The following is a 12,847-nucleotide window of genomic DNA, read 5'->3' on the forward strand; positions in this document are numbered from 1 at the left end:
CCCAATGATCGACCCGTCTGACATGAAGAACCTGAAAAAAACCACCAGAGATCCCCGACAGGATGCCAAACTGCTCAAAATCCTGTTGGAAAACAGTGATGACGCGGTCTTGCTGCTGGATCGCCGGGGCATCATCACCCGCGCCAACGACGCCTTTTCCCTGCTGACCGGTTTCGCCTCCCGGGAGGTGAAAGGTCGGCATGTGCGGCGCTTCTGGTCGGATGCCCTGGCCCGGGAACAACTGCCCCTGATCAACGAAGCCCTGTGGGATTGCGGCTACTGGATGGGCCAGCTTACCTTGCCCCTCAAACGGGGAGGCGACGGAGCGTTCGCGGTCAAGGTGTTGGCGGTGTTGCCGGATCATGGCCGGGTGCGTCTGCTGGTGGTCCAGATGGCCAAAGCCGAACAGGTCAAGCTCCCCCGGCAAACCGCCATGGTCGAAGCCGATGACTCGGCCTGGGACCACCTGACCGGATTGCCCACCCGCGCCCTTTTCCAGGATCGTCTGCGCCAAGCCATTTCCCAGGCCACGCGCCGTCATTACGCGGTAGGTCTGATCTTCATGGATCTGGACAATTTCACCCTGGTCAACGACTCCGTTGGTCGGGAACGGGGGGACGAAGCCCTGCGGGAGGTGGCCCACCGGCTGGCCAAATGTCTGCGCACCAGCGACAGCGTGGCCCGGATCGGAGCCGACGAATTCGCCCTGCTGCTGGTGGATATCGACGATGTTTCCGCCGCGGTACGCAATGTCGGGGTGGTGGCGCGCAAACTCTACGAACTGCTGGACGAACCCATCCATCTGGGCGGCACGGAGATCCGGCTTTCGGCGGCCATGGGGATCACCCTCTGTCCCCAGGACGGTCAGGATCCCCAGCAACTCATGAAAAATTCGGCCACGGCCCTCTCCCACGCCAAACGCAAGGGACGCAACAACTATCAATTCTTTTCCCAGGAGATGACCGAAACCGCCCGGCGCCGCTTCGCCATGGAAAACAGTCTGCGTTACGCGGTGGAACGGGATCAATTGGTACTCTTTTATCAGCCCCAGGTGGATCTCACCAGTGGCCGGGTGGTGGGTGCCGAGGCGCTGGTGCGTTGGAATCATCCGGAACGGGGGCTGGTCTCGCCTTTGGAGTTCATCCCGGTGGCGGAAGAGACCGGCCTGATCCTGCCCATCGGCGAATGGGTGTTGCGTACCGCCTGCCGTCAATTGGCCGCCTGGAAACACATGGGACTGCCCATGATCCGGGTGGGGGTGAATCTCTCCGCCTTGCAGTTCCAAAAACAGGATCTGGTGAAAATCGTCGAATCCTGTCTGGAAGAAACCGGCATCGATCCCAAATATCTGGATCTGGAGATCACCGAAAGCGCCATCATGGAAGATGTGCAAAAGACCGTGGCCGTACTCAACCGGATCAGCGCCCTGGGGGTGAAGCTCTCCATCGACGATTTTGGCACGGGATACTCCTCCTTGAGCCAACTGCGTCATTTCCCCTTCAAAACCCTGAAAATCGACCGCTCCTTTGTCCGTTCCATCGAGGACAACGCCGGAGACGCGGCCATTGTCAGCGCCATCATCGCCATGGCCCACAGTCTGGATCAAACCGTGATCGTCGAGGGACTGGAAACCGATGCCCAGTTGGACATCATGCGGCGTTTGCAATGCAACGAGATGCAAGGGTATCTCTTCAGCGCGCCCACTTCCGCCGAGGAGTTTACCGAAATGTTGCGTCTGGGAACATCCCTGCCCGCCAAGGAGGAGGCATGAACAGCTGCCATCCCCTGGTCAAGGTGCCGCTGGAGTGGACTCGCAAGCTGTCGCGGGAAGAGGTCAATCAACTTCCGGTCAAACGGTGGAATGGACCGATCCGTCTGATCCGCACCGACGCGGAAGCCGAAGAGGCGGTGCAACTGCTGGCCCACGAGTCGGTATTGGGCTTCGACACCGAAACCCGTCCCTCCTTCCGCAAGGGGGAGAACTATTTCCCGGCCCTGTTGCAACTGGCGGGTGCGGATACGGTATTTTTGTTTCAGCTCAGGGCCATGGAGCAATTTTCCTCCCTGGCCGCGCTGTTGGGCAATCCGGAAGCCCGCAAGGTGGGCGTGGGTTTGGATTACGACGTGCGGGCGCTGCAAACGCTGTTTCCGTTTGAGCCCAGGGGATTCGTCGATGTGGGGGATGTGGCCCGTCGGGCGGCCATCGCCAGTCAGGGATTGCGGGGCTTGGCGGCCCATCTGTTTGGATTGCGCATCTCCAAACGGGCCCAATGCTCCAATTGGGACAATGCGGAACTGAAGAAATTCCAACTGGTCTACGCGGCCACCGATGCCTGGATCAGCCGGGAAATCTATCTGGTGATGCAGGAAAAAGGGATTCTGCCCCAATCCTGGGCCGGCTGACGCCTCTTCAGACCAGCCGTCCGCCCTGACCGGAATCTTGGACTCACGCCACGATCCGCGACGCCATTCTTTTAATGCAGAGTCACCGAGGGGGGCTTGTGAATGTTGGCCGGCCACTCCTCCACCTGCAACAACTCGTCGGACAACAGACGGCTCGCCCGATGGTGAATCTCGTCCCACATCAGGGTCAGACGACCCAACTGGGCCACCATCGAATCGGTATCCGCCGTGAGGGATTCGGGTGGCGTGGGCTCCTCGCCGCCCCGAATGGAGGCGATCCCGATCAAAAGCGAACGGCGGGCCTGAGCGGCGATATTGGCGATTTTTTCCAGGGAGTGGTGATCCAGATGGGTCAGATCGGCTTCAAACAGTTTCAGATCCATGATTCATCTCCGGGCTCGAAGAGCGGTCCAACATGGAAGGAGATCCGAATGGAGCTCAGTATTCCATCCACCCGATACTATAATCTGGTTTCCGTTTAAAGACCATGAAAAATACCCACTCGCAACCGGATCGATCAGCGACGAATCGATCATCGACAAGACTGCATCCCACCCCCGTGACCTGGATATGGCTGCTGGTCGCGCTGCTGATCTTCGGGCTGACCAGTCCGGAACTTCACGCCGTGGAACGCATTCCCTTCACCGGTCCCATCCTGCGGGTGGAAAGCGGCATGCATACCGGTCTGATCCGCCGCATCGCCATGGACGCCAACGAACAGTATCTGTTGTCGGTCTCGGACGACAAAACCTTGCGGATCTGGTCCCGGGCGGATGGCAAACTGCAATTGACCATGCGGGTACCCATCGGCCTGACCCACAACGAAGGGGCGCTTTACGCCCTGGCCTTCTCCCCGGATGGACGGACCGTGGCGGTTGCCGGTCAGACCTGTCCGGAATGGGAGGACACGTTTTGCATCTATCTGATCGACATCCGGGGAGGACAGGTGCGACGCCGGATTCTCAATCTGCCGGAAGCCGTGACCCATATGGCCTTTTCTCCCAACGGGGCGTTTCTGGCCGCGGTGTTCGGGGAGAAGGCGGGCATGCGGGCCTACAGCATCCCCAACGGTACCCAGGTCTATGCCAGCGAACCCTATGACGCCCCGTCCAACTGGGTCGATTTCGCCCCGGACGGACGACTGGTCACCACCGCCTACGACGGAGGGGTACGGCTGTACGACGCCAATTTCCGCCCACGTCTGGCCATGCAGATGGCCAAGGAGGCCAAACCCCATGGGGTGGCCTTCTCTCCGGATGGCAAACGGATCGCCGTGGGTTTCCGGGATCGTCCCACGGTGGCGGTGCTCTCCGCCGAAGACCTGCGCTTGACCCATCTGCCGGATGTCTCCGGGGTGTCGGACAATCTGTGGACCGTGGCCTGGTCCCACGACGGCAAAACCCTCTACGCCGGCGGCGGACACAGCGACAAGGGCCGCTCCCTGATCCGCTGGTGGAATCAGGGAGGAGAACCGGATGCCAGTGGCCGGGGGGATTATGTGGATGTGGCCGCCTCACGGGGCAACGTGATGCAGATTCTGCCTCTCAAGGAGGGAGGATTGGTGTTCGCCGCCGCGGATCCGGCCCTGGGCATTCTGGATGGGCAAGGTTTTCCCCTCTCCATGCACGAACGGACCATCGCCGCCTTTCAGGGCAGCGCCCGTCGTCTGATGGTCTCGGAACAAGGCGAAACGGTGGAATTCGACTACGACACCTCGGGTCAGAACCGTGGACGGTTCGTGGCCAGCAAACTGCTGTTGAAAAACACCAACACCCCCGCAACCGGTCTGCGGGAACCCCGGCTCCAATCCGAGGAGATCCAGGTGACCGGTTGGTGGAACAGTGTCAATGACCCCTTGCAACTCAACGGGCAGGATATTCCCCTGCAGGAAAAAGAGACCCCCCTCTCCCTGGCCCTGGACTTGAAAGACCGTTTTTTCGTGATAGGCACCTCTTTCAATCTGCGCTTGTACACCCGGGACAACACCCTGCGCTGGAAAATCGCCACCCCCGGATCGGTCTGGGCGGTCAATGTCTCCGGCAATGGCCAATGGGTGATCGCGGCCATGGGGGATGGCACCATCCGCTGGTTCGACACCATGCGGGGCGAAGAACACATGGCCTTGTTCGTTCACAAGAATCAGCAAAACTGGGCGGTGTGGTCCCCGAAGAAATTTTTTGCCGTCTCCGCCGGCGCGGACGCCATGATTGGCTGGCATCTCAACCGGGGCAAGGAACAATTGGCCGAATTTCATCCCGTGGCCCAGTTTCCCCAGTTCATGAAACCGGAATTCTTCATGAATTTGTTTCATTAATCAACACGGATACGCGTGGCACGAATCATGCATTCTTGAAGGTCAAAGCAACACAAACGACCAACCCTCTTCACCCTTCAAGCAAAGCATCGGAGACAGGCCATGAAATACGTGGTGGAACTGTTCGACGGCACCAGAGTTCGCGGACTGCTGCTGGATCAAAAACACAAAACCCAACTGCTGGCCGCACTGGAGCAACTGGACCCGGCCCTCGGAGTCGTGGTATTGGACATCACACCCGAACACCTCTGGAAAGCCAGCAAACGGGCCGAACAACAACGCAAAAGGACCGTACCCTGGATGGATCGGGATCGCACCCTGCCCCTGGATCGCATGATGGCCTGACGGCCTGCTGCGGGAAGCAACGGTACACCCCACCTTTTCGCCATCGGGCCGCCGCACGGAGTGGAGAACATGTCACCCTTGACTTTTTTTATCGTTGACGACGACCCGTTCTCCATACGGCTCCACACCAGTCTGCTGGAAGGGGCCGGTCACCGGGTTCTCTCCACCACCGCCAGCAACGAAGCGGTACAGCAACTCCTGGCGCAACCGGTGGATTGCGCCATTTTAGACATCATGATGCCCGGCCTCGACGGCATGGCGCTCCTCCAGAGACTGCGCAGCGAACCGAGCCTGCATCATCTGAAAATCGTCATCGTCTCCGGCAAACAGTTTGAATACGACCGGGAACGGGCCTACGCCTTCGGCGTGGATGGTTATTTGGTCAAACCTGTGGATCCGGCCACGTTTGTTGCCAGCCTTCAGGCCATCATCGCCGACCAAATCGAGGTACGCTATTGGGGCGTGCGGGGCACCCTGCCGGTGTGCGGATCCAAGGCGTTGCAATACGGCGGCAACACCTCCTGCGTCACCCTGGAGTTCGCCCGGGGGGATCTGCTGATCTTCGATGCGGGCAGCGGCATCAAACGACTTTCAGATCACCTGCTGGCCCAGAAACGGTCCCGACTGGAAGGCAAAATCTACATCTCCCACCCCCACTGGGACCACATCAACGCCTTGCCATTCTTTCGACCCTTGTACCAGCAGGGCAACGAATTTGAAATCTGTGGCGCCTCCCACGGCGACACCGACATGCGCGAACTGATCGTCGCCCAGATGGATGGAGTTTATTTCCCCACCAAGATCAATGAATTCGCCGCCAGGGTCTACTTCCACAACCTGCGGGAGGAGAGTTTCCCGGTCTCGAATCGCATCACCATGCGCACCATGCTCCTCAATCATCCGGGCAACTGTCTCGGTTATCGGGTCGAGTATCGGGGACGCTCGGTGTGCTACATCACCGACAACGAGATCTATCCCAAAGAAAGCTCCTACCACAATGCCCACTACATCGGCAAACTGGCGGAGTTCGTCCACAAAACCGACCTGCTGATCATCGACACCACCTATACCGACAAAGAGTACCCCAGTCGCATCCATTGGGGCCACTCGGCGGTCACTCCGGTGGTGGAACTGGCCCATCTGGCCCGGGTCAAGGCGCTGCATCTGTTTCACCATGACCCGGACCAAAACGACGAGGCCATCGCCGCCAAGGAACGGTCGGCAGTGGCCCAACTGCAAGCCCTCAATCCGGAGATTCTCTGTCTGGCTCCCTCCGAAGGCCAAATCTTCCGGATCTGATCCGGTCCAACCGGAAAGGCAGGCCTCAAACCGCCTGCATGGCCTGCAACAACGGTTGCACATCACCCAGATGCATGTCTCCCATGGGATAAAGCATCTGCTCTTCCTTGATGTTGTGCTGACGCATCAACACCATCAACGTGCTGCCCCCCCGGGTGACCCCCGACGCATCCCCCTGATCCACCGCCTGACGCATCTGGGCGATCACCCCCAGCATCTGACGATGCTCCATACGCATCACCGTGGTGGGTCCCTGGGTCATGCCCGTGGCCTGCTCGAAAGCGGGAAAGAAACGCTTCTCCTCCATGTCGAAATGGTGCGCCATGCCCACCTCGAACATCCCGAAAAGCCCACGGGCCTTTTCCATATCCCCGGCGATGACGGCATTTTCCATGGCGGCAAACAGGGTATCGCACCACTCGTGATCCTCCCCCATAAACGCCCCGATCCCCCGCGTCTTCCCCCCGGCGTACCCCCTGTGCAACCGAACCCGCCAGCGGACCGGACCTTTTTCCACAGGACGCCAGTCGAAGCCCCCCCAACGACTCCCCTGCAACCCGCGTAACGCCGCAGACAACTCCGCGTCACACACCACTTCCAGGTCGCCTCCCTCCTTCATCCCCTCGAACGCCGCCGTCAAACGCTCCAATCGCGTCTCAGGGTTCAAGCCCGACAGATCCAAAACTGTATTGTCCATGTCTTGTCCTTGTGATGTTTTCGATACGGTCACGATGACCATTCTCCCCGAGTCATCTTGAAAGATAATCCTCCTGACACCCGGCTGCCTTGACATCCATCAATCCTGATTTCAGGATGAGAAAAAAAAAGTGTCATCCCCTGTTCACCCCTGAAGAAAGATCCCCCCGCCATGCTGCCCACCGCCGGACTCCGCATCGATCAGGCTCCCCCTTTGCACCTCCCGTTCCGTTTTTTTGGAACCGCGCCCCTGTTCACCCTGCTCACCGGCGGCATGCTGCTCTTCCGGGGAGAGGAACTGCTGCTGGCGCCGCTGCTCCCGGTCACGGTGGCCACCTTGCACCTGACGGTGCTCGGCTGGCTGCTGATGGTGATCTGCGGAGCCATGATCCAAATGATTCCGGTACTGGCCGGCATCCCGGTCCCCTGGCCCCGACTGGTACCCTGGGTCCATGGCCTGCTGACCCTGGGTACCCTCTCCCTGTTCGCGGGACTGGCGACGGATCCGGTGCGGCCCGAACCGTTGATCCTGGCCGGAATCGCCCTCGGCTTGGCGATCGGCGGCTTTCTTGTACCCATCGCCATCGCTCTGGTCAAGGCTCCGGCCAAACATCCCACGGTCAACGGCATGCGACTGGCCATGCTCTGCCTGACCGGTACCGTGCTGCTGGGCCTTGTGTTCCTGGGGGAACACGCCCATGGATTCCTCGATGTGGAACGCCGTCTGCTGCTGGGGATCCATCTGTTTTGGGGGCTGATCGGCACCATGGGCACGCTGATCGTCGGGGTGTCGTTTCAGATGCTCCCCATGTTCTATATGACCCCGGCCTTCCCGAATCAAACCGCCAACCGCATCCTGGCCGGAATCGCCCTGTCGATGCTGCTGGAACCCCTGGCCCTGCTGGCCGGAGGGGTCGATCATCCCTGGCTGCCTCTGGCCGCCGCCCTCCCCGGCATCGCCGCCTTGATGCTCTACGGCCATCAGGTGCGCCAGATGCTCCACAACCGCAAACGCAAATTGGTGGATACCACCTTGCGCCTGTGGCTGTTCGGTTTCGCCTGCGGCGCAACCTCCCTGCTGCTGATGGCCCTGTGGCCCTTCACCGATTCGGAGTTGTGGCGCTTCCTGGCGGGAATCCTCTATCTGTTCGGCTGGGTGGGGCCGGTGATTTTAGGCATGCTGCAAAAAATCATTCCCTTCCTGGTTTGGTTCCATCGTTTCAGCACGTTGGCCGGTCTGGTGGAAATCCCGATGATGGATGACCTCTCCCCGGAAAAACCGCTCCGGGCGCAGATGTGGCTGATGATCGCCAGCGCGGTCTGCCTGATCCTGGCCGCGCTCACCGACTGGGAGCCCGTCGCCCGCCTGGCAGGCGTCGGATTGATCGGCGTGGGGACCATCTCGGGCTACGCCCTGTGGTTCGCCCTGCGCATCACCCCCCCAAAGGCCCCGGAGATGCCCGACTTCGCCAGCTTCTTCAAGGATTCGTTCCCGTTGCCAAACAATAAAAAGGAATAATGAAATACTATAAATCATTAAGAATGCCGAGAACAAAACCGATCAGGAAAACAAGGCAGAAACTTCAATATGGATTCTTCGGCGCCACCGACTCCATGATCCGCAGCATGCTGGCCAGTCTGGACGCCGCGATCGCGCCGCGATCCACCGCCGCCCGGAGGGCGCAACCCGGCTCCCGTTGATGACGGCAATCGGTGAAACGACAGCGCCCCAGATAAGGCAGCATGTCCACGAAGAGTCCAGGCACCTCCTCACGGGTGACACCGTGCAGACCGAACTCCCGCACCCCCGGAGAGTCGATGAGCCATCCCCCGGCGGGCAGACGATACAGCCGGGCCGTGGTGGTGGCGTGACGCCCCTGATCGGTGATGGCGTGGACCTCGGCGGTTCTCATGGTCTCATCCTGGATCCAACAGTTGACCAGGGAGGACTTGCCCACCCCGGACTCTCCCACGAAGACCGAAGTCAACCCCCGCAACGCCTGTTCCAGGGGTTCAAGCCCCTGACCCGACAGCGCCGAAACCCGAAAAATCGCATATCCCATACGCCCATAGGGGGCCATGGCCTCCTGCTCGGCAGCCGGATCCTCCACCCGGTCGATCTTGTTGATCACCAGCATGGCCTCGATTTCGGCCTTGCGGGCCGCGGCCAGATAACGATCCACCAGACCGGTGTTGAGATTGCCACCCGCCGCCACCACCACGATCCGGTCCACATTGGCCGCCACAGTGAGCAGACGCTGATAGGGGCCGGGACGCCGCAACACCGAACGACGCTCGTGCAACGCCACGATCACCCCCTGGTTTTCGCCGACCCGTCGCCAGACAACCCGGTCTCCGCACACCGGCTCATCCAGCAACGCCTCCCGCACCGCGCAGCGGAACCGTTCTCCCGCCTCGTCTTCCACCTCGACATTCAAGCCGAAGTGGGCCACCACCCACCCCTCCTCCCCGGATCCCGGTTCTCCCACCCCCCCGACCACTGGGGGATCCTCCCCCTCCACACCCCCGCGACCGACACGGGCGGTACGCATGCGTTCCATTTGACGCAAAGACAGATGTTTATCACTTCTTTTTCGTGGCATGAACCGACCATTTTCAGTTAATATCCAATTCAACAGAGTTCAAACACTATGACCCCCATCTTTGGTCCACGTCAATGAAACCGTGCGTTCCATCCGTCCTGTTGCGCTCCGTGCTGTATGTCCCGGGCTCCAACACAAAGACCCTGGCCAAAGCCCCCACCCTGAACGCCGATTGCCTGATCCTCGACCTGGAAGACTCCGTGGCTCCGGAAGCCAAAATCCAGGCCCGTTTCAACGTGCTGGAGACCCTGCAAGCCACCGGATCCAATCCCCACCCCTTGCGGGTGGTGCGCATCAACGCCATCCACACCGATCTGTGGACCGACGACCTGAACACCATCCTGCCCGGTCGTCCCGATGCCGTGGCCCTCTCCAAAGTCGAATCTCCCGCAGACCTGGAAGGTCCGGCCCGACTGCTGCAACAGCACCCCCCACCCCATGGATCCCCCTGCGGCCTGTGGGCCATGATCGAATCTCCTCTGGGGGTGCTCAACGCCCTGGCCATCGCCCGTCATCCCCTGGTCACCTGTCTGGTGATGGGAACCTCGGATCTGACCCGCGCCCTGGGCATTCCCGGCGACCCCCAACGCGTCGGACTGCGCCACGCCCTGCAACACACCCTCCTGGCCGCCCGGGCCGCCGGAGTTCCGATCCTGGATGGAGTGTTCGTCAACATACGCGACGCCGAAGGTTTTGCCGCCGAATGCCAAGAGGGAACCATGCTGGGCTTCGACGGCAAAACCGTGATCCATCCCAGCCAGATCGAACCGGCCAATCAGATCTTTCTCCCCTCCGAAGCCGCCGCGCAATCGGCCCAACAGCTCCTCGACGCCTGGAACGCAGCCCGCGCCCGTGGCGAAGAGATCTGTGTCGTGGAGGGCCGTCTGGTGGAACGCCTGCATGCCGATCAGGCGGCCAAATGTCTGGCACTCCGGGAATTGGCACAAAATAAACATTAGTAACCATTCATGTTTTGTGTTCACGTTCCAATTGACTTAATCTTTGGCCAAAACAGATCCATGTCACACAATCGGGGTGCATGATGAAACTGCAACAGAAAACCTCTCTTTTGGCCATTTTTCTTTTCGGAACCCTGGCAGTTCTGATCATCGCCATCAGTCTGGTGTCGTTCCGACAATTTTCCCTCTCCACAGCCAGCGAACAGGTACGAACCGTCGCAGAAGTGGTGCGGGTGAGCCTGACCGAATCGATGATCAATGGCGTGATCGACAAACGGGGCACCTTCCTCAAACGGTTGGCGGAGGTGGAAGGATTGCTGGTGGCACGGGTCATGCGGTCCCCCGAGGTGGTCCGCCAGTTCGGACAAGGGCTGGACAGAGAACAAACCGTGGATGCGGTGGAAAAACGGGTCATGGAAACCGGAGTCCCGTTCTTCGGCATCGTCACCAATGAAATCAATCCCATCTTCCGCGGCACCATTCCCTTCATCGCCAACCAGACCGGGGAACCCAACTGCCTGCAATGCCACTCCACCCCCAATGGCGCGGTGCTCGGGGCCATCACCATTCACATTTCCATGGACCAGTTGCAGTCCAAAGCCCTGATCACCATCGCCATCATGACCGGGATCATCGTGCTGTTCGCCATTTTCCTGACCATCTTCTTCCGCCGCCAGATGTCCCCGGTGATGGCCACGGCCATCGAGGTGCAAAGCGTGGTGGCCAAGGCCAAGGATGGCAACTTCATCGGTCGCATCCAGTATACCGGCGATGACGAAATGGGGGACATCTCCCGGGATCTGAACCAATTGATGGAACACCTCCACGACAGCCTCGGCACCATCACCCACGATGTCTCCAAACTGCTGCGCTACGAGGCGGAAGGCAATACCAATCTCATCACCACCACCACGGAAATGGTGGAAACCCTGCTGGAAATCTCCCAGTTCAAACAGGCCGTGGAAGAGGATCGCACCAAAGCCGAAGTCTACTTCCGCATCGCCCATGTGCTGAGGGAACAGTTCGGAATCCGCACCGGCACCCTCTACGAAGTCTCCAGTCCGGGCATGAACCACATGAAACCGGTGGTGGTGGATGGAGAACTGGATTCCACCTGCAAGTGGTGCAACGCGGAGATCCTGTTCCAGGCCGACTCCTGCCGCGCCAACCGCACCGGTCATGTGATCGACTCCATCGAAACCGAAATGATTTGCAGCCAGTTCAGACATGTCCACGACCAACCCGGTCTGGGTCACATCTGCATACCGGTCTTCCATTCGGGCACGGTGGGCAATGTGGTACAGATCGTGGTGGAGCGGATCCATGGCCCGATGTACCAACGCCTGTTACCCTTCATCGCCGCCTATCTGCGGGAATCGGCCCCCACGGTGGAAGCCAAACGACTGCTGGACACCCTGCGGGAATCGGCCCTGCGGGATGCCCTCACCGGACTGCACAACCGTCGCTTCCTGGAAGAGTACGTCGGCACCCTGGAAGCCACCACCAAACGCAAAAAGAGTCGCCTCTCCGTACTGCTCATGGATATCGACCACTTCAAGGAAGTCAACGATGTGTTCGGTCACGACGTGGGGGATACGGTGCTGCGGGTGGTGGCCAAGGCTCTGGGTGCCCAGGTGCGCACCTCGGACATGGTGATCCGCTACGGCGGCGAGGAGTTCCTGGTCATCCTTCAGGAAGGGGAAGAGTACTCGGGGGAACGCATGGCGGAAAAACTGCGGCTGGCGGTGGCGGCCCTGAAGATTCCGGTGTCCAGCGGCATCATGCGCAAGACCATCTCCATCGGGGTGGCGGGATTCCCCTCGGATGGCGAAGACATCTGGGAAGTGATCAAATTCGCGGATCTGGCCCTCTACGACGCCAAACACAGCGGTCGCAACCGGGTGGTGATCTACACCCCGAAACTATCCAACAAGGAGTGATCCCCACTCCCGCCCAATCTGCAACAGCCAAGGGTGAGTCCTACCCCTCACCCTTGGCCACCCAACCGACCACCTCCCGACCCGCACGGCGCATCCCCACAAACCGGTGGCCATTGACCCGACACCATGCGGGCAGGTCATGCTCCAGCCCCGGATCCGTGGCCCGCACCTCCACCACCTGATCCGGTTCCAGGTTGCGGATGGCGGCATCCACCTTGATGATCGGCATGGGACACAACAGACGACGGGCATCCACCACACAGGCGGGAATGGGCGGCTCGAATTCGC

Annotated in this window: 12 protein-coding genes; 8 read left to right on the plus strand and 4 right to left on the minus strand. The window is 60.2% G+C overall.

Annotation, left to right across the window (positions count from 1 at the left end):
• The first annotated feature begins 22 nt into the window (after positions 1-22).
• Together HQL98_03365 and HQL98_03370 are read left to right on the plus strand one after the other, a co-directional pair.
• Positions 23-1,771 (plus strand): EAL domain-containing protein, encoded by a 1,749-nt coding sequence (locus HQL98_03365; GenBank protein ID MBF0271105.1) that lies wholly within the window; start codon positions 23-25, stop codon positions 1,769-1,771.
• Entirely contained in the window at positions 1,768-2,403 is a 636-nt protein-coding gene (locus HQL98_03370) for a 3'-5' exonuclease domain-containing protein 2 (protein MBF0271106.1), read from the plus strand. The genes HQL98_03365 and HQL98_03370 overlap by 4 nt, the downstream gene beginning before the upstream one ends.
• 71 nt (positions 2,404-2,474) lie before the next feature.
• Here the strand turns inward: HQL98_03370 and HQL98_03375 are convergent, their stop codons facing one another.
• On the minus strand, positions 2,475-2,786 hold the full coding sequence (locus HQL98_03375) for a hypothetical protein (protein ID MBF0271107.1): 312 nt from the start codon (positions 2,784-2,786) through the stop codon (positions 2,475-2,477).
• 176 nt (positions 2,787-2,962) lie between these two features.
• On the opposite strand from HQL98_03375, the gene HQL98_03380 reads away from it, so the two are divergent.
• The 3 genes from HQL98_03380 (at position 2,963) to HQL98_03390 (ending at position 6,361) form a co-directional block, all read left to right on the plus strand.
• Complete coding sequence (locus HQL98_03380) at positions 2,963-4,717, plus strand: hypothetical protein (GenBank protein MBF0271108.1); 1,755 nt, start codon at positions 2,963-2,965, stop codon at positions 4,715-4,717.
• 102 nt (positions 4,718-4,819) lie between these two features.
• The gene (locus HQL98_03385; protein ID MBF0271109.1) at positions 4,820-5,062 is read left to right on the plus strand and encodes a hypothetical protein; all 243 of its coding nucleotides are present in this window, start codon (positions 4,820-4,822) and stop codon (positions 5,060-5,062) included.
• A 69-nt stretch (positions 5,063-5,131) separates the two neighbouring features.
• Positions 5,132-6,361, plus strand: a complete 1,230-nt coding sequence (locus tag HQL98_03390) for a response regulator (protein MBF0271110.1) — start codon at positions 5,132-5,134, stop codon at positions 6,359-6,361.
• A gap of 25 nt (positions 6,362-6,386) precedes the next feature.
• Here HQL98_03390 and HQL98_03395 read toward each other — a convergent pair whose 3' ends face one another.
• Positions 6,387-7,058, minus strand: a complete 672-nt coding sequence (locus HQL98_03395; protein ID MBF0271111.1) for a hemerythrin domain-containing protein — start codon at positions 7,056-7,058, stop codon at positions 6,387-6,389.
• Between the two features lie 171 nt (positions 7,059-7,229).
• Here HQL98_03395 and HQL98_03400 point away from each other — a divergent pair, with 171 nt between their 5' ends.
• Entirely contained in the window at positions 7,230-8,576 is a 1,347-nt protein-coding gene (locus HQL98_03400) for a hypothetical protein (protein ID MBF0271112.1), read from the plus strand.
• Positions 8,577-8,640: 64 nt separating this feature from the next.
• Here HQL98_03400 and rsgA read toward each other — a convergent pair whose 3' ends face one another.
• Positions 8,641-9,609: a ribosome small subunit-dependent GTPase A gene (gene rsgA, locus HQL98_03405; GenBank protein MBF0271113.1), complete on the minus strand. Its 969-nt coding sequence runs from the start codon at positions 9,607-9,609 to the stop codon at positions 8,641-8,643.
• A gap of 125 nt (positions 9,610-9,734) precedes the next feature.
• Here rsgA and HQL98_03410 point away from each other — a divergent pair, with 125 nt between their 5' ends.
• Together HQL98_03410 and HQL98_03415 are read left to right on the plus strand one after the other, a co-directional pair.
• Entirely contained in the window at positions 9,735-10,619 is an 885-nt protein-coding gene (locus tag HQL98_03410) for a CoA ester lyase (GenBank protein MBF0271114.1), read from the plus strand.
• Positions 10,620-10,699: 80 nt separating this feature from the next.
• Complete coding sequence (locus HQL98_03415) at positions 10,700-12,559, plus strand: diguanylate cyclase (protein MBF0271115.1); 1,860 nt, start codon at positions 10,700-10,702, stop codon at positions 12,557-12,559.
• 40 nt (positions 12,560-12,599) lie between these two features.
• On the opposite strand, the gene HQL98_03420 is transcribed toward HQL98_03415, so the two are convergent.
• Positions 12,600-12,830: a sulfurtransferase TusA family protein gene (locus HQL98_03420; GenBank protein MBF0271116.1), complete on the minus strand. Its 231-nt coding sequence runs from the start codon at positions 12,828-12,830 to the stop codon at positions 12,600-12,602.
• Between the last annotated feature and the right edge of the window lie 17 nt (positions 12,831-12,847).

The organism is Magnetococcales bacterium, from assembly GCA_015231755.1.
In the GTDB taxonomy this organism is placed as follows: domain Bacteria; phylum Pseudomonadota; class Magnetococcia; order Magnetococcales; family Magnetaquicoccaceae; genus Magnetaquiglobus.

What these genes read in the sequence shown, in the direction of transcription:
- HQL98_03365 (MBF0271105.1), top strand. Translation starts at nt 23, where the DNA reads ATGAAGAACCTGAAAAAAACCACCAGAGATCCCCGACAGGATGCCAAA.
- rsgA (MBF0271113.1), bottom strand. Translation starts at nt 9,609, where the DNA reads ATGCGTACCGCCCGTGTCGGTCGCGGGGGTGTGGAGGGGGAGGATCCC.
- HQL98_03410 (MBF0271114.1), top strand. Translation starts at nt 9,735, where the DNA reads ATGAAACCGTGCGTTCCATCCGTCCTGTTGCGCTCCGTGCTGTATGTC.
- HQL98_03395 (MBF0271111.1), bottom strand. Translation starts at nt 7,058, where the DNA reads ATGGACAATACAGTTTTGGATCTGTCGGGCTTGAACCCTGAGACGCGA.
- HQL98_03370 (MBF0271106.1), top strand. Translation starts at nt 1,768, where the DNA reads ATGAACAGCTGCCATCCCCTGGTCAAGGTGCCGCTGGAGTGGACTCGC.
- HQL98_03375 (MBF0271107.1), bottom strand. Translation starts at nt 2,786, where the DNA reads ATGGATCTGAAACTGTTTGAAGCCGATCTGACCCATCTGGATCACCAC.
- HQL98_03390 (MBF0271110.1), top strand. Translation starts at nt 5,132, where the DNA reads ATGTCACCCTTGACTTTTTTTATCGTTGACGACGACCCGTTCTCCATA.
- HQL98_03415 (MBF0271115.1), top strand. Translation starts at nt 10,700, where the DNA reads ATGATGAAACTGCAACAGAAAACCTCTCTTTTGGCCATTTTTCTTTTC.
- HQL98_03385 (MBF0271109.1), top strand. Translation starts at nt 4,820, where the DNA reads ATGAAATACGTGGTGGAACTGTTCGACGGCACCAGAGTTCGCGGACTG.
- HQL98_03400 (MBF0271112.1), top strand. Translation starts at nt 7,230, where the DNA reads ATGCTGCCCACCGCCGGACTCCGCATCGATCAGGCTCCCCCTTTGCAC.